We start from the raw sequence: 21,875 nt of genomic DNA, 5'->3' as shown, positions 1-21,875 counted from the left end.
CTTTCATTGCACGCGGGATCAGTCCGTCACGGCCAGGACGTCGATCTCCACCAGCAGGCCGGCGGGAAGGCCGACGTACACGGTGGTGCGGGCGGGGTGCGGCGCCTCGCCGATCAGCTTGTTGTAGACCTCGTTGAACGCGCCGAAGTGGTCGACGTCGGTCAGGTACACGCGCACCATCATCGCGTCGGCCAGGCTCGAACCGGCGGCCTCGAGCACCGCCTCGATGTTCTTGAAGGTCTGCTCGGTCTGCTCGCCGACGGTCTCGCCGACGATGGCGCCGGTGGCCGGGTCGAAGGCGACCTGGCCGGCCACCTGCAGGATGTTGCCCTTGCGGACCGCCTGCGAGAACGCGGCCACCGGCTTCGGCGCGTTCTCCGTGCTGATCGCGGTCTTGCTCATTCCAACTTCCCCTTTCGGTTCCCCGTCCATCCACTGTGGACGGAAGCTTCTTCGGCGGCGGCGATCAGTTCCGGGACGAGCGCCATCAGGCCGTCGTAGTCGAGCAGCACCTTCGGCACCGACACCGACGCGGCGGCGAGTACCACGCCGCCCGGGCCGCGGACGGGCGCGGCGACGCAGTGGATGAAGTCCTCGTGCTCGGCGTTGTCCACCGCGTAGCCGCGGTCGGCGACGAGCGCGAGTTCCTTCCCGTAGGCCTCGGGCGTGGTGATCGTGTTCGGGGTGCGGACGAAGAAGTCGATCCGCGAGACCACGTCCGCCTGCTTCTCCGGCGTCATCGCCGCCACCAGCACCTTGCCGACGGCGGTGCAGTGCAGCGGGGCGCGTTTCCCGATGCGGGAGTACATCCGCACCGAGTGCCTGCCCTCGAACTTGTCGATGTAGACGACCTCTCCGTCCTCATAGGACGCGAGGTGCACGGTGTGCCCGGTGCGGGCGTTGAGCCCGGCGAGCGCGGATTGCGCGGTACGGCGGACGTCGCGGTCTTCCAGCGCCTGCTGCGCGAGGTCGAAGAGCGCGCTGCCGAGCCGGTAGTACCGCTGTCCTTCCCGGCGCACGAAGTGATGCGTCTCCAGGGTGCGCAGCAACCGCAGCACGGTCGACTTGTGCACACCGATCTCCTCGGCGAGCTGGTCCAGCGTCTTCGCCTCGCGGGCGAGCCCGCTCAGCAACGTGAGCGCCCTGTCCAGGCTCTGGCTCATCCGCCCACCAATCCCTCGTCCGTCAGCTTCGCCGCCGCCCATGCTGCCTCATCCGCCCCGAGGAGCGCTTCGACGACGGATCCTGGCAGCGGCGTTCCCACGTCGTCGTGGGTCAGCAAGGTGGCCGCGGCCTGCAGGTGACCGCGCCGCAGCCGGGTCGCGGGGTCGTCGCCGCGCAGCGTGGCGGCGAGGAAACCGGCGGCGAAGGCGTCACCGGCGCCGACCGGCTCCACGACGTCGACCTTGAGCGCGGGCGAGAACAGCGGTGCCTCGTCGCCGTCGATCAGCGTCACCCCGCGTGCCCCGTGCTTGACGACCAGCGTCTTCGGCCCCGGCAGCGCGACGCGCAGGCGTTCCGGTTCGCCGGTCCCCCACACTCGCTCGGCCTCATCCTCGCCTGCCAGCACGATGTCGGCGCGGGCGGCCAGTCCGGCCAGCACCGACGGGTCGCGCCCGGTCCACAGCGCGGGCCGGAAGTTCACGTCGAACGACACCAGCGTGTCGCCACGCGGCCGTTCCATCAGCGCCCGCACCAGGTCGAGACAACCGTCCGACAGGGCGGGCGTGATCCCGGACAGGTGGATCACGCGCACCCGGTCGAGATCGAGTTTGCCCAGCAGGCCGGCGTCCATTCCGGACGCGGCCGAGCCTTTGCGGTAGTAGCGCACGGGGCTGCCGTCCGCTCCGCTTTCCTTGATGTAGAGCCCGGTCGGGCGGGTCGGGTCGACCACGACCGCGCTGACGTCCACCCCCGCCGCGCCGATCTCGCGCACGAGCGCGCGGCCGAACGGATCGTCGCCGACGGCACTCACCCATGCACTGGCGAAACCCAGCGCGGGGAGATGGCAGGCGACGTTCGATTCGGCTCCGCCGATGGTCCGCATCCACTTCCGTACCTCGTCGGGCGGCCCGGATTCGGCCGGTACGAACAAGGCCATCGACTCCCCGATGCACAACACGTCAGTGCTCTTCATCGCGCCGGCCGCCGTTCCGGTGCCAGGGCGCGACCCCAAAAGATCAAAAGATTCCCGGGCGGCCAAGGCTCACCTGTCACTTCCGCGTCTCCTCGTCGTCACCCCGTTGACCTCTAGCGGACCGGATGCTACACCTATCCCACGCAATATGCGCAACGTCCGTTGCAACATACGCAACCGAGGTGAACCTCATGTTCGAAGCCGGCACCATCGATTCCGCCGCGGTCGCGGCCGTTCGGGAGGAGCGCGTCGACTGGCGCTTCCGCTCGGTCGCGCCTTCGCTGTCCGGGCTCACGATCGGCGAGGCCGCCGCCCGCGGCGCGAAGCTGTTCGAAGACGGCTTTCTCGGCCCGTTCGTGGTGCTCGACGAGGAAGCCGTCGAGCACAACCTCCGCACGATGGCGGACTGGTGCGCCGAACGCGGGGTCGCGCTGGCTCCGCACGGCAAGACGACGATGGCGCCGCAGCTGTTCGAGCGACAACTCCAGCACGGCTCGTGGGGCATCACCTGCGCGAACGCCGGCCACCTGCGGATATACCGGGCGTTCGGCGTTTCCCGGATCCTGCTCGCGAACCAGCTGCTCGACCCTTCCGGCCTGAAGTGGCTCGCCGCCGAATTGGACGCCGACGACGACTTCGAGTTCGTCTGCTGGGTCGACTCGGTCCGCGGCGTCGAGCTGATGACCGAAGCCCTGCGCGGAGCTCGCCGCAAGGTGGACGTCCTGGTCGAACTCGGTGCCGAAGGCGGCCGCACCGGTGTCCGTGACACCGAGACCGCGCTCGCCGTCGCCGAAGCCGCGCACGCGAGCCCCGCTCTGCGGCTGCGCGGATCCGGCGGCTACGAAGGCGCGCTTTCCCACCACACGGACGAAAAGTCGCTCCAGCTGATCAGCTCCTATGTGGACGGTCTGCGTGAACTCGTCTTCGCCTTCGCCGCGAAGGGCCTGCTCGACGACGCCGGCCAGATCATCGTCACCGGCGGTGGCAGCGCGTACTTCGACCGCGTCGCCGACGAGCTCACCAAGGACTGGGGGGACCTGGACGTCCTGCCGATCCTGCGCAGCGGCGCCTACGTGACCCACGACGACGGCTTCTACCGCGTGATCTCGCCGCTGGGCGAACACCCGCGCATCGGCGGCGTCGCCTCGTTCCGCTCCGCGCTGCGTGCCTGGGCGCAGGTCACGTCGAAGCCGACTGACGAACTCGCGCTGCTCACCATCGGCAAACGGGACGCGTCCTTCGACGAAGGCATGCCCGAGCCGCGCCTGATCCGCAAGGGCGACGGGCAGGCGTCCGCACTCGAAGGTCATTCCATCCAGAAGATGAACGACCAGCACGCCTTTCTGACGCTGCCCGCGTCGTCGCCGGTCGAGGTCGGAGACTGGATCGCCCTCGGTCTGTCGCATCCGTGCACCGTCTTCGACAAATGGCCCCTCATCCCGGTCGTCGGCCCCGACGGCGAGACCGTGCTCGATTTCGTCCGCACCCATTTCTGATCCGTCCTCCACCGCCGCAGAGGAAGAATCGCCATGGACATCGTTGTCCGCTCCGCACTGGTCGCCGACGGCACCGGGGATCCGCTCACCAGGCACGACGTGGGCATCACCGACGGCCGGATCGCCAGTGTCGCCGAACCCGGCTCGCTCGCGGGCCGCCGCACCATCGACGCCGAAGGACTCGTGCTCGCGCCCGGGTTCATCGATATGCATTCGCATTCGGACCTCCAGCTGCTCGCCAACCCGGATCACCTCGCGAAGCTCTCCCAGGGCGTCACGACCGAGGTGCTCGGACAGGACGGGCTCTCCTACGCGCCCGTGAACGACGACGTCCTCACGGCGCTGCGCCAGCAGCTCGCCGGATGGAACGACGATCCGGCCGGATTCGACTGGAACTGGCGCTCGGTCGGCGAATATCTCGACCGGCTCGACGCCGGGGTCGCGGTCAACGCGGCCTATCTGGTGCCGCAGGGCACCGTCCGCATGCTCACCGTCGGCTGGGATGACCGGCCCGCGACCGAAGCCGAGATGAACGCGATGAAGGAACTCATCGCGACCGGGCTGGCCGAGGGCGCGATGGGCATGTCGTCCGGGCTCACCTACACGCCGGGCATGTACGCGACCACCGAGGAACTCGTCGAGCTGTGCCGGGTCGTCGGGGAGAACGGCGGCTTCTACAGTCCGCACCACCGCAGCTACGGCAAGGGCGCGCTCGAAGCGTTCGGCGAGATGGTCGACGTCTCCCGCCGTTCGGGCTGCCCGTTGCACCTCGCCCACGCCACGATGAACTTCTCGGTCAACAAGGGCAAGGCGCCGGATCTGCTGGAGTTGCTCGACCGTGCGCTCGACGACGGCTGCGACATCACGCTGGACACCTATCCCTATCTTCCCGGCGCCACCTACCTTTCCGCGTTGCTGCCGAGCTGGTCGACCGAAGGCGGGCTCGACGCCACGCTGGCCCGGTTGTCCGATGTGGACACTCGTGAGCGGATCCGCGCCGAGATCGAGGAGACCGGCTCCGACGGTGCGCACGGGGTGCCGATCGACTGGGAGGCCATCGAGATCAACGGTGTCCGCCGGGACGAGAACTCCCACCTCGTCGGACATTCCGTCGCCGCTTCGGCGCAGCGTGCCGGGAAACCCGCCGCGGAGCTGTACTTCGACGTCCTGATCTCGGAAAAGCTCGGCACGTCCTGCCTGATGCATGTCGGGCACGAGGAGAACGTCCAGGCGATCATGCGCCACCGCACGCACACCGGCGGCAGCGACGGGCTGCTCGTCGGCGCACGGCCGCATCCGCGTGCCTGGGGCACTTTCCCGCGTTACCTCGCCCGCTACGTCCGCGAACTCGGCGTCCTCGACCTCGCCGAATGCGTCGCCCACCTCACCGGCCGCGCGGCGGACCGCCTGCGGCTGACCGACCGGGGTCTCGTCCGCGCCGGATACGCGGCGGACCTCGTGCTGTTCGACCCGGAAACCGTCGCCGACACCGCCACGTTCGACGAACCGCGGCAGCAGGCCGCCGGTATCCCCTATGTCTTCGTCAACGGTGTCGCCGCCATCGACGATGGTCAACCGACCGGCGCCCTCGCCGGCCATTCACTGCGGAACCCCGGGAGTGCCCGATGATCGACTGGCTCCAACATTCGACGGGAGGTCTCCTGACCCTCGCCGCCGTCTCGATCGCGGTGTTGTTGTTCCTCATCATCAAGGTCAAGCTCGAGCCCTTCATCGCGCTGATCGTCGTCGGCCTGCTGACCGCACTGGCCGCTGGCCTGCCGGTCGGCCAGATCGTCGGCTCCGCGCAGAAGGCGTCCGATTCCCTTCTGGAGAAGGGTTTCGGCGGGATCCTCGGCCATATCGCCGCGATCATCGGACTGGGCACCATCCTCGGATCCATTTTGGAGCGTTCCGGCGGGGCGAGGGTCCTCACCGGCGCGCTGCTGCGGGCCATCGGTGAGAAGCGGGCCCCGCTGGCGATGGGTCTCGCGGGTTTCGTCTTCGGTATTCCGGTCTTCTTCGACATCGGCATCTTCGTGCTGGCACCGCTGGTCTACGTCGCCGCCAAACAGGGCGGCCGCTCGCTGGTGCTGTACGCGTTGCCGCTGCTCGCCGGACTTTCGATCACGCACGCGTTCCTCCCACCGCACCCCGGCCCGGTCGCCGCGGCGGGCCTGCTGCACGTGGAGCTCGGCTGGATCATCCTGATGGGCCTGATCTGCGGTATCCCGGCATTCCTCGTCGGCGGTGTCGCGTACTCGACGTGGATCGGCAAACGCGTCGATGTCCCGGTTCCCGCGGAATTCCTGGTCGCGGAGGAAGAAGGCGAAAAGGAGGAGAACCCGCCGTCGCTCGGGCTGGTGCTGGCGATCATCGCGGTGCCGCTGGTGCTGATCCTCGCCGGGACCTTCGGCAGCATCTGGCTTCCCAAGAACTCCGCGCCCGCCGGCGTCGCGGCGTTCATCGGCACCCCGGCGGTCGCGCTGACGATCTCGGTGCTGCTCGCGTCCTGGCTGCTCGGCCTGCGCCGCGGCTTGACAGGCAAGGATTTGAGCGAGCTTTCGGCGAAGTCGCTCCGCCCGGTCGCGATGATCCTGCTGGTGGTCGGCGCGGGCGCGTTCTTCGGCGCCGTGCTGTCCGCCACGGGGATCGGCAAGGCCGTCGCGGGGTCGCTGGACAACGCCGGTCTCCCGGTCATCCTGGCCGCGTACGTGATCAGTTGCGGAATGCGGATCGCGCAGGGTTCGGCGACCGTCGCGATCGTGACCACGAGCGGCATCGTCGCCCCGACGGTGGCGACGCTGGGCTACTCGCAGATGCAGCTCGCACTGCTGGTCGTCGCGATTTCGGCGGGCTCGATCATCGCCTCGCACGTGAACGACGGCGGTTTCTGGATCATCTCGCGGTACTTCAACATGACCGTGCCGCAGACCCTGAAAACCTGGACCGTCCTGGAAACCGTCCTTTCCGTTTCCGGTTTCGGCGTGGCAGCATTGCTGATGGCAGTGGTTTAAACCACCTGAAGACTGGGAGAGATCACGATGACCGGACTCGATCGACGCACCTTCCTCGGCGCCGTCGGAGCGGCTGGACTCACGACCGTTCTCGGTTCCCACCTCGCACACGCCTCCGAACAATCCTGCGGACCGAAGGGAACCGGGGCCATCTACCTCAGCAGCTACACCAGTTCCGGGCACGGGCTCGATGTCGCTCACCGGGACGCGGCGACCAACGCGCTCGTCGTCGACCGGACGATTCCGGGAGTCAGCAACGCTTCCTGGTTCGACATCAGCGCCGACCGCAAAACGCTCTATGTGACCAACGAGGACGAGAACGGCCAGATCTCCGCGTTCAGTCTTGCCGATCCGGTGAAACCCAAGCTGCTCAACAAGAAATCGGCCAAGGGGCAGCACCCGACACATCTGAGCGTCCACTCGAGCCAGAAGTACGTGCTGGCCGCGAACTACAGCAGTGGCAGCGTCGTCGTCCTCCCGATCCTCGCGGGCGGGAAACTCGGCGACGTCGTCGATGTGGCCCAGCACAAGGGCGCCGAACGCCAGGCGCACGCGCACCAGGTCGTCAACGATCCGACCGGGAAGTGGGTGCTCGCGGTCGATCTCGGCGCGGATTCGGTCTATGTCTACAAACTCGACACCACGACCGGGAAACTCAAGCTGAACCAGCAGCTGAAGCTCCCGTCGGGCGCCGGGCCCCGGCATCTGGCGTTCCACGGAGGCGGGAAGTACGCGTACATCCTCGGCGAGCTGCGTGCCGAGGTGACCGTCGCGGCATGGGACCCGGTCACCGGGAAACTCACCGCCGGACAGGTCGTACCGGCCGTGCCCGCGGGCACTCCCGGCGAGCAGTACCCCGGCGAGATCGCGACGTCCAAGGACGGGAAGTTCGTCTACGCCTCGGTGCGTGGTTCCGACACGATCGCGTCGTTCGGCGTCAGCGAGGACGGGAAGTCCTTGAAGCTGCTGAACAACGCGCCCGTCGGCGGGGTGTACCCGCGTCACTTCACGCTCGACCCGACCGAGCGCTGGTTCTACGTCTCGAGCGACAAGTCCGGCACGCTCAGCTGGCTGCCGCGCGATCCCGGCACCGGTCTCCCCGGGCCCGTCGCCGGGAAACTCGCGCTCCCCCAGGTCAATTCCGTCTTTTTCGCTTAAGGAGAAAATCCCATGAGAACTCGCGTACTCATCGCGGGCCTCGCGGCCGTCGGCCTCGTCGCGGGCTGTGCACCGGCGCAGAACACCCCGGCCGCGGCCGGTGGTGACGAGAAGACCGGCACCGTCCGGGTCTGGCTGTTCGACGAAGCCAACCGCGCGCCCAAGGAGGCGGCGGTCAAGGAGGCGATCGCCGAGTTCAAGGCGGCGCATTCGGGCGTCGAGGTCGACGTCCAGTGGATTCCGGTGGAAGGCCGCGCGGACAAGTTCTCCGGCGCCTTCAACGATCCGGCGAGTGCGCCGGACGTCGCCGAGTTCGGCAACACCGACGTGTCCAGTTATGCCGCCACCGGCGCGCTGGCCGACCTGACCGGCGATCTCTCGTCGTGGAAGGAAGGGGCAGACGTCCTGCCCGCGGTGCTGGAGACGGCGAAGTCCGGCGGCAAGACCTACGGGCTTCCGTGGTTCACCGGCATCCGCGCGTTGTACTACCGCACGGACCTCTTCGCCGAACTCGGCCTCAAGCCGCCGGCGACGCTGGCGGAGCTGACCGAGACCGCGAAGACGATCCGCGCCAAGAAGCCGGAGCTGTACGGCATCTCCGTCGGCGGCAAGTACACCTACGCGATGCTGCCCTTCCTGTGGGCACACGGCGGCGAGATCGCCAAGCAGGACGGCGGCAAGTGGAAGTCCACTGTGGACTCCGAGCAGGCCAAGGCCGGTGTCACGGCGTACGCGAACCTGCTGAAGGCGGACATCTGCCCGCCAGAACAGTGCGCCAACCTGACCGGGACGCAGAGCATCACGGCGTTCGCCGGTGGCAAGGCGGGGATGTCGATCGGCGGTGACTTCAACCGCAAGGCCGTCGAAGCCGGCCAGGTGAAGGGCAAGTACGCGATCATCCCGCTCCCGGGCACCGAGGCCGGCAAGATCGCCCCGGCGTTCGCGGGCGGCAACCTGCTCGGCGTGTTCAACGCGACCAAGCGCAAGAGCCTCGCGGTCGAGTTCACCCAGCTGCTCGGTGGCGCCAAGTACCAGGAGAAGATGTACGTCGCCATGGGCAACCTGCCCACGCTCGGCAGCGTCCAGCAGAAGCTCGCCGCGAGCGACCCGTCGGTCAAGCCGTTCGTCGACACGCTCACCGCGGGCACGAAGTTCGTCCCCGCCACCGCGGCGTGGTCGAAGATCGACGCACAGAACGTGCTGCCGACCGCGATCCAGCAGATCGCGACCGGCGGCAAGGATCCCGCCGCCGCGCTGGCCACCGCGTCCGCCGAGATGAACAAGGCGTTCGGCTAAGTGGTCACCAAGGACATCCCCCGCACCACGGCTCCGGCCGTCCCGGCACGGCGGTCGCCCCGCCGTCGCCGGGACGGGCGGGCGGCCCTGCTCTATCTGGCGCCCGGCGGCATCCTGCTGCTGGCGATGCTGGTGTACCCGATCTACCAGCTCGTCCTGATCTCGTTCTACGACTACGGCCAGCCGCAAGCGGTCGGCAACGCGCCGCTGGTGTTCCTCGGTTTCCAGAACTACATCGACCTGCTGGAGAACGTCCAGTTCTGGGAGGTGCTGGCCAAAACCCTCGGCTTCACCGCGGTCTGCGTCGTCGGCAGCCTCGCGCTCGGGACGGGGCTCGCCGTGCTGGCGACCCGGGTCCGCGCCTGGGCGCGGGTCCCGCTGTTCCTGGCGGCGCTGGCCGCGTGGGCGACGCCGGCGATGGCGGGCTCGTACGTCTGGCTGTTCCTGTTCGACGCCGACTTCGGCCTGGTCAACGAGGTGCTCTCGGGCCTCGGGTTCACCGGGATGGCGAACCACTCCTGGACCTTCGACACCTACAGCACGTTCGGGCTGGTGGCCGCCGAGGTCATCTGGTGTTCGTTCCCGTTCGTCATGGTGACGATGTACGCGGGGCTCAAGGGAGTGCCGGAGGAGGTCATCGAGGCCGCGTACCTCGACGGCGCGTCGACCTGGCGCACCACGTGGTCGATCACGCTGCCGATGGTGCGGCCGCTGCTGACCATCGCCACGATCCAGTCGATCATCTGGGACTTCAAGATCTTCACGCAGATCTACGTGATGACCAACGGCGGCGGCGTGGCCGGGCGCAACCTCGTGCTCAACGTCTTCGCCTATCAACAAGCCTTCGCCGGACAGGAATACGGTCTCGGCGCGGCGCTCGGAGTCGTGATGACCTTGCTGCTGCTGTCCATCACCGGGCTGTACGTCCGGTCGCAACGCCGGAGCGCGGGATGGGTGTGACGACAGCGCCCCGCCCGAAAGCTCGTCGAGTTCAACGGCCCGGCAGGCTGATCGCCGAGATCATCTGCGTGGTGATCGCGGGGATGGTCGCCTTCCCGGTGTACTGGATGGTGCTTTCGGCGTTCAAACCCACCGGGCAGATCCAGGCGGAGAACCCCCGCCCCTGGACGCTCACGCCGACCCTGGAGCATTTCGAACGGGTGCTGAGCGGTGAAGGGTTCGCGTTGTTCTTCCTGAACAGCGTGATCGTGGCCGTCGTGGTGGTGGCGTTGTCGCTGCTGCTTTCGTTCCTCTCGGCCGTCGCGCTGACTCGGTTCAACTTCAAGGGCAAGACCGTCCTGCTGGTGATGGTGCTGGTGGCGCAGATGGTGCCGGTCGAGGCGCTGACCATTCCGCTGTTCTTCCTGATGCGGTCGGTCGGCGACGTCGCGCCGGCGTTCGGCACCAACCACCTCGGCTCGCTGATCCTGGTGCACCTGGCGTTCAGCCTGCCGTTCGCGATCTGGATGCTGCGGGGCTTCGTCGCCGCGGTGCCGCAGGAACTGGAAGAGGCCTCGAAGATCGACGGGGCGAGCCGCATGCGGTTCACCTGGCAGATCCTCTTCCCGCTGGTGGCGCCCGGGCTGGTGGCGATCAGCGTGCTGGCCTTCATCCACGCCTGGAACGACTTCCTGTTCGCCAAGACGTTCATCATCTCCAACACCGAGAACCAGACGCTCCCGCTCGCGATCCTGGTGTTCTTCAAACCGGAGGACACCGACTGGGGCGCGGTGATGGCGGGTTCGACCTTGATGACCATCCCGGTGCTGGTGTTCTTCATTCTCGTGCAACGACGACTCGTGTCCGTCATGGGCGGCGCGGTGAAGGGCTGACATGCCTGGCTTCGAAACCTTGCTCCCCCGTCCCGTCTCGGTGGAACCCTTGCCGGGACAATGCCCAGTACCGTCCGAAGTGGACGTCCGTACCGACGCCACGCTGCCTGCCGAGGGCTACCGGCTGGAGATCGACCCGTCGGGCGTCACCCTGCACGCCGCCGACGCGGCAGGCGAGTTCTACGGCCGTCAGACGCTCCGGCAGCTCATCGGACCGGACGCGTTCCGGGCCGCGCCGATCCACAGTGGACAGCCGACGATCCCGTGCGGGGTGGTGACCGATCACCCCCGGTTCGCGTGGCGCGGCTGTCTGCTCGACGTGGCGAGGCATTTCCGGACGAAGGCCGAGGTGCTGCGGTTCGTCGACCTGATCGCGGCGCACAAGCTCAACATGCTCAACCTGCATCTGACCGACGACCAGGGCTGGCGGATCGAGGTCCCCGAGTTCCCCAAGCTGACCGAGGTCGGCGGCTGGCGGAAGTCGTCCATGGTCGGACGGCACGACGGGCCGGAACGGGACGGGCGGCCGCACGGCGGGTTCTACACGACCGGCGACCTCCGCGAGATCGTCGCGTACGCCGCCGCGCGTTCGGTGACGGTGGTCCCGGAGGTCGACATCCCCGGGCACGCACGGGCCGCGATCGCCGCCTATCCCGAACTCGGGCCGGAGACCGCCGAACCGTGGGAGGTCTGGACGAGCTGGGGCATCAGCACTTCTCTGCTGAACACGAAGAAGTCCACAGTGGACTTCTTCAAGAGCATCTTCGACCACGTGCTGGACATCTTCCCGTCCGAGGTCATCGCGCTCGGCGGCGATGAGGTGCCCGGCGCGACCGACGAGCACGGCTGGTTCGTCCGCGAGATCGCACGGCACCTGGTCGAACGAGGACGCCGCCCGCTCGGCTGGGACGAGGTCCTCGAAGCGGGAGATCTGCCGCCGATGGTCATCGGCTCGTGGCAGAGCGAGGCGGCCGGAGCTCGCGCGGCGGCCGCGGGGCACGACGTCGTCATGTGTCCCGAGGACCACGTGTACCTGGACCACCGGCAGTCCGACCATCCCGACGAACCGATCCCCGTCGGCTACCTGAGCACGCTGGAGAGCTTCTACGGCTACGAGCCGGTGCCCGCCGATTTCCCCGAGGGCAAGACGATTCTCGGCGCGCAGGCGCAGGTGTGGGCGGAGCATCTCGACACCGTGCGGCGGGTGGACTACGTCGCCTTCCCGCGGCTGTGCGCTTTCGCCGAGGTGGCGTGGAGCAGCCCCGAAGGCCGGGACTACGCGGAGTTCCTGCCGCGTTTGCGGGACCACCACCTGCCCCGGCTGGACGCGCTCGGCGTCGAGTACCGGCCGCTGGACGGGCCGCTTCCCTGGCAGACGCGGCCTGGAGTTCCGGGGCGGCCGCGGCAGAGGTGAGTGCCTGATGGCCCCCTTCCTGGCAACAGGTGCAGGGAAGCGGGCCATCATGGGGTGATGAGTGATCAGTCCGCGCGGTGGGTCGACGCCTCCCAGCTTCCTGAAGAACTCGCAGCGCTCATCGATACCCTCCGCCCCGGGGAGGACGTGCTCATCACGCGGAACGGCGAGACGATCGGGACGATTTCCGCCGCTGTCCGCGAAGAACCGGTCCCTTCGCCGGACTCCGACGACATCACGGTCGTGGCCACCGCCATGAAGCTGTCGGCGTCGGCGCGGGACTCGCTGTCCGACCGGCTCGGCCCTGGTTACCTCGTGCTGGACCTGCGCTCGGCTCCCCCGAGCGTCGACGTCCTGCTGGTCCCGCCGAGCAGCCCGCAGTTGATCGGCAACTTCCGCGCGCTGTATCCGAAGGCCCGGATCGTGATCACGGAGATCGAGGACGCCGAACTCGGGGTCAAGTACGAGGGCCCGGTGCGCCGTCTCCTCGACGCCGGCGCCGAGGCATATCTTCCGTCGAGCACGATCCCGCGGCTGGCGGAGCAGCTGGACCGGACCATGACCCGGCTGAACCAGCTCGCCGGTGACACGTCGGTTCCCCTGACCATCGAAGCGCCGGGAGGCCGCGTACTCGAGTGAGCGCCGGTGGTCGAGCCAGGCCAACGTGTCGCGGTGGACCCGACAGGAGCGGGCTCCCGCAACGAGCCCCACCCGGCTCTTGACTGTCCACAAGGGACACTTTACGAGACAAAGGTGCCTGATTTGGGCAACTTGCACGGTTTCGCGAGAGGGTCGTGAGTGATTTTTGTTGCTCTAACCCTCATTGCCACTCACGACCCCCCGCAGAAACGTGCATAGCTGCATCAATCGGACGCGCAATCGCCCGGCGGTGTCCCTTGTGGACACTGAAGCCCCGCCAGCGTCCAGAATCAAGCTCCACCACCGGCGCATGCGGCCCCGCGACAGTGCAGGAATAGTCGCCTGACCTGCAGATCTCGACTTTGCCGGGACCCCGTACCTAGGCGCAAGGAAGGGGTCCTTCATGTACTCGTGCGGGTAAGGACGTCGATACCGAGCCGGTCAAGCCGGTCGTGAGTGGTAGGGACGGTTGGAACGACCCAAAACACTCACGAGCGGCGGCCAGGCGACCTCCACGAACCGCGGCCGGTAGATCCGCGCGTCGGCGATGTTGTCGGCGTGGTCCAGGCTGTTCACGTTGTACGACACCACGAGCTTCCCCGGACGGCTCAGCTGCGGATGTGCTGTCGCGTCGTAGACGATGCGCCGGTCACTCGCTTCGGACGCCCGGTGGAGAACGACAGGATTCCGGAACGGGCCGCTCGGCGAACTCGCGGTGTAGGCGAGCATCACCGGACTGAAGCCAGGGCTGGTGTCCATGGTGATCAGCACGTATTCGCCCCCGACGCGGGTCACCGAGAACGCCGTCCCGACCCCGGCGAGCATCCGGGCGGAGTCCTCCTCGCGTGATGACCACCCGGCGCCGGTCCAGAACTGCCAAGGTCCGCGAAGGCCCCCGGCGGGCACCCTGGCGAGCCGGAGGTGCCCCTGTTCGGCACCGTAGATGTAGGTGTACCCGCCGTCTTCGAGCAGCTCCGATCCCCACGCGACCTTGTCGCTCACCGGGATCACCAGCAGCTCGGACGGTGTCAGCTCGGGCAACCGGAAGGTGGCCAGCGACGTCCCGGTACTCCGGAAGTCGAGGCCGCCGGACCCTGTTGTCCGGTACCGGTTGTAGAGCACCCGCAGGACGTCGCCTTGGACGACTCCGTCGCCGACCCAGTAATGCTCGTCCGAGCCCGCGAGCCCGATCAAGGCCTCCGGGTCGTCGGCGGTGCCGCCGTGCAGCGTCTCCCCCAGTGTGCCGTCCGGCCGCTGGACGACCAGGGTGTTGCGGGCGATCGGACTGTCCGGCGGGCGGCTGTGATCCGGGTTCACCGTGCCGAGGAAGGTGTCCGAGAACAGCCACGCGGTGCGGCCGTCCGGCAGCGGGACCGACACCGTGCGATCCCCGCCGGTCCAGTGCCCGCCCTGATCGCCGTAGCCGTTCCAGAGCTCGTTCAGCCCCGCGAGGGGAACCACGGGCCGCGGCGCAGGCATGATCCCGCTGCTCGCCACCACGGCGCTGAACAGCAGCGTGGCCGCTACGAGAATCCGCGACGCCCGACGCATCGGATCATGCTAAAGCCACCGCGGTCTTTGTACGAGCCTTGTGCGGCGGATGGTTACGGTCCGCGGCATGTCCTGGAAACTGCTTTCCGTGAGCGTGCTCGCCGCTCTCGCGTGCACCGGATTCACGACGGCCGAAGCCGCCCCGAAGACCTACTATGTCGACCAGGTCTCCGGCAGCGACACCGCGAGCGGCACCTCGCAGCAGACCCCGTGGAAGTCCCTGGCGAAAGTCTCCACCGCCACGTTCGCCGCGGGCGACACCGTCCTGTTGCGTCGCGGCGGTGCCTGGTCCGGCGGCCTCACCGTCAAAAGCTCGGGCGTCACGATCGGCGCGTACGGCACCGGCGCGCGGCCGATCGTCAAGGGCAACACCGAAGCGTGCGTCGACCTCGCCGGCAACGACATCGTGGTGAAGGACCTCCAGGTCGGCGTCGCGGCCGACGCGGGACGCTGTTCGTGGGCCGGGGTGAAGGTGTCCGGCGACCGCGACAAGGTGCTGTCGAACCTGATCACCGGCGCCGGCGCGGGCGTGTACATCGCGCCGTCGGCCGACGGCACCGAGGTCACGCAGAACGACCTGGTCGACAACAACCACATGACCGTCGTGACCCCTGGCGGCAACGACGACTCCGGCGCGTTCGCCGTCCTGGTCCAGGGCAACGACTCCGACATCGGCTGGAACCGGATCAGCGGCTCGATCGCGAAAGCCGACGACTTCGGCGGCCTCGACGGCGCCGCGGTCGAGATCTTCTACGGCTCCCGCAACGTCATCCACCACAACATCTCCGAGGACAACGAGACCTTCACCGAACTCGGTACGGACGCGAAGGACCCCGACGGCGTCTCGACCGGCAACGTCTTCGAGTACAACGCGGTCTTCGGCGCCAAGACGCGCGGCGGGATCATCACGCGCGGCGCCGAGGACGGCAACGGGCCGGTGCTCGGCACGGTGTTCCGCAACAACTCGCTCCGGCTCCCGAACGCCGAGGCGGAAGGCTTCGTCTGCTACGGCGGCTGCACGAACCAGATGCTGACGATGACGCAGAACATCGTCCAGGCGGCGTACAAGGTCGGCTACGCGGACGCGACCTTCACCGCGACCGACCACAACGTGTACTTCGGCGGGCTCCGGCAGTTCACCGCCGGCGCGACGGACAAGGTCGCGGATCCGAAGTTCATCTCGGCCACGAACCTGATCCTTCAGGCGGGAAGCCCGGCGATCGACCTCGGCACGACGAAGTACGACGACCGCGACGTCGACGGCAACCCGGTCTTCGCCGGCGCGCGGGTCGACGCGGGCGCTTACGAGTTCCAGGGCTAGAACGCCGTGAGGGCCTCCTTCCCTACCTTGAGCGTAGGGAAGGAGGCCCTCACGGAATCCCGAGGCGTCAGTTGTAGATGCGCTGCATGGCGCCCGCCGCGACGAGCCCGTTGGCCCACAGCGAGTTCACCCGCGAGACCTCCTGGGCGTTCGGCGACGCGTTGGTGCAGGACGGGCCGGGGCCGCCGCCGGACATCAGTTCGGAGCACGGGCCCTGGTAGTTGTCCGGCAGGCCCAGCGCGTGGCCGGTCTCGTGCGCGGCGATCCGCGTCTGGTCGTACTCCCGCGCCTGCGTGTAGTCGATGAAGATGGTGCCGCGGCCGTGGCCGTCGGTCTCGGCGTACGAACCCGAGGGGTCGTTGCCTTCGGTGTAGCGCAGGGTGGCGCCCGACGAGCTCTCCTGCAGCTTCACGTTGGACACCGAGTTGTTCCAGTTCGCCACGCCCGCCTGGATGGCGGCGCGGAAGCTGGGCGCCCCCGAAGCGTCGTAGTAGACCGTGGTGGCCGCAACGGTCTGCTGAGCAGGCTGGACCGCCGCCGTGGCCTGGCCCGCGGTGACCGGGACGGCCAGCAGCGCCAAGCTCACGGACGCGGAGACGAAGAACTTCCTTGCCATGGACCCACTCCTTGTGAGGACAACGGAATGGTTCGTGAATTTAGGAGCCCCGGCCGAGACCCGGCACCGACTTTCGTCGCTTCTGACAGCTGGTGATTTACCAACACTTTCGCCCTATTGACATGCACGTGTTCGCATACGACTATGCCCGGTCAGCCTCGTTCATGGCCGCAGCGCGAGCTTGCCCGAAGTCGCCCGCGCTTCGAGATCCGCGAGCGCCTTCGGCCCGTCCGCGAGGTCGTACACCGCCGGATTTCCCGGCACGCAGACACCGGCGGTGATGAGGGCGCGCAGTTCGTCCATCAACTCCGCGAAGATCGCGGGCGCATGTTCGATCAGAACGCCGAGGTGCAGTCCGATCACGTGGATCTGATGCCGGAAGTTCAAGTCCCGGTTCGTGATCGCGACCTCGCCTCCGGCGACGCCGTAGACCACGACGCGTCCGGTGACCCGCTTGGCGGCGGCGAGGCCGGCCTCGAACGTGGCCCCGCCGACCGATTCGAGCACGAGGTCCACCTCCCCCGCCTCCTCGCCGTAACCGACCACACGGTCGGCGCCCAGCGCCCGCACCGAATCGTGCTTGTCGGGCGACGCGGCGCCGATGACGGTCGCCCCGTAGTGCTTGGCCAGCCGGACCGCGGCCTGGCCGACCCCGCCTGCCGCCGCCTGCACCAGCACGGTCTCACCGGCGGCCAGCCTGCCCAGCGGCTTGAGCGCGGCGAGCGCCGTGACCCAGTTCAGGATCAGCCCGATCGCCTGGTCGTCCGACCAGCCCTCGGGCACCGGGACCGCGCCGGCCGCGGACATGACCATGTATTCGGCGAAGGCCCCGCCACCGGTCCCGACGACGTGATCGCCGATGGCGGGCGCGGTCACCCCCTCCCCCACGGCGACGACCACCCCGGCAGCCTCGAACCCGGCGACGTACGGGGCTTCCGGACCGTTTTCGTACGTGCCCCGCGTCTGCATGACGTCAGCGAAGTTGACCCCCGCGGCGGTGACCTTCAGCAGGAGCTCACCTGGCCCCGGCACCGGAACCGGTGCGTCGGTGATCAAGTGAAGATCTTCGGGACCATTCAGGGAGTTCTGCCGCAGCGCGCGCATCGAAGTCATGTCCGCACGCTAAAACCCTCACATTTGCGTGAGGGTCAAGTCGTGGAGGTACGCGTCGAGGGCGTCGCGGTTGCGGGTCATGAGCGCGATCCGGCGATCGAGCACTTCCCGCTGCCGCGCGACCTCGCCGATCATGTACTCGCAGGGCTCCTTCGGCCGGACTTCCCCTGGCCCGTCGAGGTACGGGAGGACTTCGCGGATCAGCCTGACCGGCAGGCCCGCGTCGAGCATCCCGCGGATCTGCAGGACCGCCTCGACCGAGCCTTCGCAGAAATCGCGGTAGCCGTTGCCTTCCCGGCCCGGGCTGAGCAAGCCCTCTTCCTCGTAATAGCGCAGCGACCGGACGCTGACCCCGGTCTTCCGTGCGAGCTCGCCGATCTTCACGGTGCCAAGGTAGCCGTCGAGCCGACGTATAGGCCGTTATACGGTTTTCGGTTTGTACCAGACCTCGGGGCGGCCGACCTGGCCGTAGCGGGGCTCGCGCTGAGCGAGGCCGTTGTCGGCGAGGTACTCGAGGTAGCGGCGCGCGGTGACGCGGGAGGCGCCGATCGCGGTCGCGGCCGCCCCGGCGGAGAGGCCGTCCGCGGCCGAGGCGAGGACCTCGGTGATCGCCTCCAGGGTCTGCGAGCTCATCCCCTTCGGCAGCGCCTGCCGCTCGGTGGTGCGCAGGGTGCCGAGCGCGCGGTCGATCTCGGCCTGGCCGGTGACCTCGCCCGAAGCGCCGTGGAACTCGGCGTAGCGCTCCAGTTTTTCCCGCAGCGAGGCGAAAGTGAACGGCTTCAGCAAGTACTGCACCACGCCGACCGACACGGCGGCCTTGACCAGCGCCAAGTCCCGCGCCGAGGTCACGGCGATGACGTCGATCGGGAGACCGGCCGCGCGCAGCGACCGGCAGACCGCGAGCCCGTGCGTATCCGGCAGGTAGAAGTCCAGCAGTACCAGGTCGACCGGTTCGCGTTCGCAGAACCGCAACGCGTCGCCGCCGGAATGGACGACACCGGACACGGTGAAACCGGGCATCCGCTCGACGTACACCCGATGCGCGTCCGCGGCCACCGGTTCGTCCTCGACGACCAGCACCTTGATCATCGTGTCGGCTCCTTCGGCGGTGCTTTCAGTGGCAAGCGCACAGTGAACACCGCGCCCTCTTCGCGGCCGACGTCGATCGTCCCACTGTGCCGCCGCACCGCCTGACCCACCAGTGCCAAGCCGAGCCCGTGCCCGTCCTCCGGTTTGGTCGACCAGCCGCGCCGGAAGACGTCCTCGACGTCGTCCACACCCGGGCCGGTGTCGGCGACCCGCAGCAGCAGTTCGCCGGGGTCGGAGCGCACGGTGACCTCGACCCCGGGCCGTCCGCCGTCGCCGGCGTTCCCCACCGCGGCGTCGATCCCGTTGTCGATCAGGTTCCCGAGGATGGTCACCAGATCTCGCGGCGGGACGCCGGTGTCCGAGTCCTCCATGACCGTGTCGGGCGTGATCGTGAACTCGACGCCACGCTCGCTCGCCTCCGCCGCCTTGCCGAGCAGCAACGCCGCGAGCACCGGTTCGGCGACCGCGCCGACCACGCGGTCGGTGAGTTCCTGCGCCAGCGCGAGCTCCTCGGTGGCGAATTCGACGGCCTGTTCGGGGCGGCCGATCTCGACCAGCGAAACGACGGTGTGGAGCCGGTTCGCCGCCTCGTGCGCCTGCGACCGCAGCGCCTCGGCCAGCCCGCGCACCGTGGTCAGTTCCCCGGTCAGCGCCTGGAGTTCCGTGTGATCGCGCAGGATCACGACGGTGCCCATCGCCTTCCCCCGCGCCCGCACCGGCGCCGTGCTGACGACCAGCACCCTGGCCTCGGTCAGGTGGAGTTCGTCGGTGCGCTCCTCCCCCGAGGTGAACGCTTCGACGAGGTCCTCAGGAACGTCCAATGAGGACAGTTCCCGGCCGACCGGGTCGTCGTCGACCCCCAGCAGCGCGCGGGCGCCGTCGTTGCACAGCACCACTCGCCCGTCGCCGCCGACGAGCAGCAGGCCCTCGCGCACGGAATGCAGGACGGCTTCGTGGTACTCGAACAGGTTGCTCAGTTCCTCGGGCGCGATCCCCCTGGTCTGCCGCCGGAGCCGGGCGCTGACCAGATAACTGCCGATCCCGCCGACCACCAGCACCGCCACCGCGACCCCGATCAGCGGCCACAGCCGTTCCCGCAGTTCAGCGTCGATCGCTTCGACGGTGATGCCGACCGACACCAGCGCGACGACCTGCCCGGCGGCGCCATGCACCGGCACCACGACGCGTTCGGACGGGCCCAGTGAACCGGCGTAGGTCTCCAGGACCCGCGCGCCGCGTTGCGCCTCGCCGATGTTCCCGATGAACGGCTTGCCGATCAGCTCCGGATTCGGGTGCGTGTAGCGGATTCCGTTCTTGTCCATGATGGTCACGAAATCCACGTCCGTATCCGCGCGGACACTCTGCGCGAACGGCTGCAACGTCGAAGTGGGATCCGATGTGGACAATGCGGCCAGTACCCCTGGCGCGTCCGCGACCGCTTCGGCGACCGCGATCACCTTGTCTTCCGCCCGGTGTTCGGTGGCACGGACGGAATCGAGATAGGCGAAGGTCAGCCCCGCCGCGACGAGGACGAAGAGCACGACGAGCTGGAGAATCAGCAGCTGGCGGGCGAGACTGCCGCGTCTGGTCCGGTTCCGCGTCGTCGAGGGCACCCGCTCATACCAGCACACCGCCACCGGCGTCGCCCAGCGCGCCCGGCCGGAATTCCCCGGAAACCATCCGCGCGAACTCAATGAACACAACCGTGACCCAGCTCACCTGCCCGGGTGATAGTGACCGGCAATCCCACGAACACCCCCTGAGCTGGAGGCAAAGGTGCCTACAACGCCCGAAGCGGCGCCGCGTCGCCGAGACAAGATGCACTACCTGTACCTGGCCGTGATCGCGGCGGTCGTCCTCGGCGTCATCGTCGGGTTCGCCGCGCCGGATCTGGCCAAGGAACTCAAGCCTCTCGGCACCGGTTTCGTCAACCTGATCAAGATGATGATCTCCCCCATCATCTTCTGCACCATCGTGCTCGGCATCGGATCGGTGGCGAAGGCCGCGAAGGTCGGCAAGGTCGGGTTGCTGTCGCTCGGCTACTTCCTGATGATGTCGACGTTCGCGCTCGCGATCGGCCTCGTCGTCGGCAACCTCCTGCACCCGGGCGAGGGCCTGCATCTCGACCCGGCCGCCGCCGCGAAAGCGCACACGCAGGCCGAGGGCGGCGAAGGCTCCGTCGACTTCCTGCTCGGCATCATCCCGACCAGCTTCGGTTCCGCGTTCACCGAAGGCCAGGTGCTGCAGACGCTGCTGGTCGCCCTGCTCGCCGGGTTCGCCGTGCAGAAACTGGGCACGAAGGGTGAGCCGATCCGCCGCGGCATCGAGCACATCCAGCGGCTCGTGTTCCGGATCCTGGCGATGATCATGTGGGCCGCCCCGGTCGGCGCGTTCGGCGCGATCGCCGCCGTGGTCGGAGAGACCGGCTGGGGCGCGCTGCGCAGCCTCGCCGTCATCATGATCGGCTTCTACCTGACCTGCCTGGTGTTCGTGTTCGGCGTGCTCGGTTCGGTGCTGTGGCTCGGCGCGCGAATCAACATCTTCACCCTGCTCCGCTATCTCGGCCGTGAATTCCTGCTGATCCTGTCGACCTCGTCGTCCGAGTCGGCCCTGCCGCGCCTGATCGCGAAGATGGAGCACCTCGGGGTCTCCAAGCCCGTCGTCGGCATCACCGTGCCCACCGGGTACTCGTTCAACCTCGACGGCACGGCCATCTACCTGACCATGGCGACGCTGTTCATCGCGACCGCGCAGGACCAGCCGCTGTCGCTCGGCGAGCAGATCTCCCTGCTGCTGTTCATGATCATCGCGTCGAAGGGCGCCGCGGGCGTCAGTGGCGCCGGGATCGCCACCCTCGCCGGCGGGCTCCAGTCGCACCGGCCGGAACTGGTCGACGGCGTCGGCTTCATCCTCGGCATCGACCGGTTCATGTCCGAGGCTCGCGCGCTGACCAACTTCGCGGGCAACGCCGTCGCGACCGTTCTGGTCGGAACCTGGACCAAGGAGTTCGACCGCGAACGCGCCAACCAGGTCTTCAGCGGGCAGGCACCGTTCGACGAAGCCACCCTGATCGACGATCACGTCTCGGATCCCCACGAGGACAGCGACGGAGACAGGGAGAAAGCCGTGGCGCGCGTGTAGCGCACGGCAAGAACGAAACCGCGGTGCGAGGGTCCCCCGTCCTCGCACCGCGGTTTCT

At 68.3% G+C, this 21,875-nt stretch carries 20 protein-coding genes; 11 read left to right on the top strand and 9 right to left on the bottom strand.

The window, feature by feature from the left end; genetic code table 11:
- Positions 1-18: 18 nt before the first annotated feature.
- From DMH03_RS30505 to DMH03_RS30495, 3 genes are read right to left on the bottom strand one after another with little or no spacing between them, the layout of a single operon-like run.
- Positions 19-402 (bottom strand): RidA family protein, encoded by a 384-nt coding sequence (locus tag DMH03_RS30505; RefSeq protein ID WP_034321592.1) that lies wholly within the window; start codon positions 400-402, stop codon positions 19-21.
- The gene (locus DMH03_RS30500; RefSeq protein WP_125795396.1) at positions 399-1,163 is read right to left on the bottom strand and encodes an IclR family transcriptional regulator; all 765 of its coding nucleotides are present in this window, start codon (positions 1,161-1,163) and stop codon (positions 399-401) included. Before DMH03_RS30500 ends, DMH03_RS30505 begins: the two co-directional genes overlap by 4 nt.
- Positions 1,160-2,137, bottom strand: coding sequence for a sugar kinase (locus DMH03_RS30495; RefSeq protein WP_125795395.1), 978 nt, complete (start codon positions 2,135-2,137; stop codon positions 1,160-1,162). Before DMH03_RS30495 ends, DMH03_RS30500 begins: the two co-directional genes overlap by 4 nt.
- Positions 2,138-2,328: 191 nt before the next feature.
- Here DMH03_RS30495 and DMH03_RS30490 point away from each other — a divergent pair, with 191 nt between their 5' ends.
- Genes DMH03_RS30490 through DMH03_RS30450 form a run of 9 tightly spaced genes read left to right on the top strand, consistent with a single transcriptional unit; the run spans position 2,329 to position 12,986 of the window.
- Positions 2,329-3,633: an amino acid deaminase gene (locus DMH03_RS30490; protein WP_125795394.1), complete on the top strand. Its 1,305-nt coding sequence runs from the start codon at positions 2,329-2,331 to the stop codon at positions 3,631-3,633.
- A gap of 33 nt (positions 3,634-3,666) precedes the next feature.
- Entirely contained in the window at positions 3,667-5,262 is a 1,596-nt protein-coding gene (locus tag DMH03_RS30485) for an amidohydrolase family protein (protein ID WP_125795393.1), read from the top strand.
- Complete coding sequence (locus tag DMH03_RS30480; protein WP_125795392.1) at positions 5,259-6,647, top strand: GntP family permease; 1,389 nt, start codon at positions 5,259-5,261, stop codon at positions 6,645-6,647. Before DMH03_RS30485 ends, DMH03_RS30480 begins: the two co-directional genes overlap by 4 nt.
- 27 nt (positions 6,648-6,674) lie before the next feature.
- Entirely contained in the window at positions 6,675-7,805 is a 1,131-nt protein-coding gene (locus tag DMH03_RS30475) for a lactonase family protein (RefSeq protein ID WP_125795391.1), read from the top strand.
- A gap of 12 nt (positions 7,806-7,817) precedes the next feature.
- The gene (locus DMH03_RS30470) at positions 7,818-9,101 is read left to right on the top strand and encodes an extracellular solute-binding protein (protein ID WP_125795390.1); all 1,284 of its coding nucleotides are present in this window, start codon (positions 7,818-7,820) and stop codon (positions 9,099-9,101) included.
- Positions 9,102-10,061: a carbohydrate ABC transporter permease gene (locus DMH03_RS30465; RefSeq protein WP_125795389.1), complete on the top strand. Its 960-nt coding sequence runs from the start codon at positions 9,102-9,104 to the stop codon at positions 10,059-10,061. It abuts the gene before it with no gap.
- On the top strand, positions 10,052-10,933 hold the full coding sequence (locus DMH03_RS30460) for a carbohydrate ABC transporter permease (RefSeq protein WP_125795388.1): 882 nt from the start codon (positions 10,052-10,054) through the stop codon (positions 10,931-10,933). Before DMH03_RS30465 ends, DMH03_RS30460 begins: the two co-directional genes overlap by 10 nt.
- Before the next feature lies 1 nt (position 10,934).
- The gene (locus DMH03_RS30455; RefSeq protein WP_125795387.1) at positions 10,935-12,347 is read left to right on the top strand and encodes a beta-N-acetylhexosaminidase; all 1,413 of its coding nucleotides are present in this window, start codon (positions 10,935-10,937) and stop codon (positions 12,345-12,347) included.
- Between the two features lie 57 nt (positions 12,348-12,404).
- Positions 12,405-12,986, top strand: coding sequence for a hypothetical protein (locus DMH03_RS30450; protein ID WP_125795386.1), 582 nt, complete (start codon positions 12,405-12,407; stop codon positions 12,984-12,986).
- 441 nt (positions 12,987-13,427) lie between these two features.
- Here the strand turns inward: DMH03_RS30450 and DMH03_RS30445 are convergent, their stop codons facing one another.
- Positions 13,428-14,537 (bottom strand): DUF5005 domain-containing protein, encoded by a 1,110-nt coding sequence (locus DMH03_RS30445; protein WP_125795385.1) that lies wholly within the window; start codon positions 14,535-14,537, stop codon positions 13,428-13,430.
- Between the two features lie 67 nt (positions 14,538-14,604).
- Between DMH03_RS30445 and DMH03_RS30440 the strand changes: the two genes are divergently transcribed.
- The gene (locus DMH03_RS30440) at positions 14,605-15,858 is read left to right on the top strand and encodes a choice-of-anchor Q domain-containing protein (protein ID WP_125795384.1); all 1,254 of its coding nucleotides are present in this window, start codon (positions 14,605-14,607) and stop codon (positions 15,856-15,858) included.
- A 67-nt stretch (positions 15,859-15,925) separates the two neighbouring features.
- On the opposite strand, the gene DMH03_RS30435 is transcribed toward DMH03_RS30440, so the two are convergent.
- The 5 genes from DMH03_RS30435 to DMH03_RS30415 all read right to left on the bottom strand — a co-directional run bounded on the left by DMH03_RS30435 (position 15,926) and on the right by DMH03_RS30415 (position 20,289).
- Positions 15,926-16,474 (bottom strand): snapalysin family zinc-dependent metalloprotease, encoded by a 549-nt coding sequence (locus DMH03_RS30435; RefSeq protein WP_125795383.1) that lies wholly within the window; start codon positions 16,472-16,474, stop codon positions 15,926-15,928.
- A gap of 162 nt (positions 16,475-16,636) precedes the next feature.
- Entirely contained in the window at positions 16,637-17,587 is a 951-nt protein-coding gene (locus DMH03_RS30430) for a zinc-binding dehydrogenase (RefSeq protein ID WP_125795382.1), read from the bottom strand.
- An 18-nt stretch (positions 17,588-17,605) separates the two neighbouring features.
- Positions 17,606-17,971, bottom strand: a complete 366-nt coding sequence (locus DMH03_RS30425; RefSeq protein WP_125795381.1) for a MerR family transcriptional regulator — start codon at positions 17,969-17,971, stop codon at positions 17,606-17,608.
- Positions 17,972-18,007: 36 nt separating this feature from the next.
- On the bottom strand, positions 18,008-18,676 hold the full coding sequence (locus tag DMH03_RS30420) for a response regulator (RefSeq protein WP_125795380.1): 669 nt from the start codon (positions 18,674-18,676) through the stop codon (positions 18,008-18,010).
- A complete protein-coding gene (locus tag DMH03_RS30415; protein ID WP_125795379.1) occupies positions 18,673-20,289 on the bottom strand; it encodes a sensor histidine kinase in 1,617 nt (538 codons plus the stop codon). The genes DMH03_RS30420 and DMH03_RS30415 overlap by 4 nt, the downstream gene beginning before the upstream one ends.
- A 205-nt stretch (positions 20,290-20,494) precedes the next feature.
- Here DMH03_RS30415 and DMH03_RS30410 point away from each other — a divergent pair, with 205 nt between their 5' ends.
- Entirely contained in the window at positions 20,495-21,817 is a 1,323-nt protein-coding gene (locus tag DMH03_RS30410) for a cation:dicarboxylate symporter family transporter (protein ID WP_125795493.1), read from the top strand.
- Positions 21,818-21,875: the final 58 nt, after the last annotated feature.

This window comes from Amycolatopsis sp. WAC 01376, assembly GCF_003947415.1.
Lineage (GTDB): Bacteria > Actinomycetota > Actinomycetes > Mycobacteriales > Pseudonocardiaceae > Amycolatopsis.
This window is presented reverse-complemented; position numbering and strand designations above follow the sequence as displayed.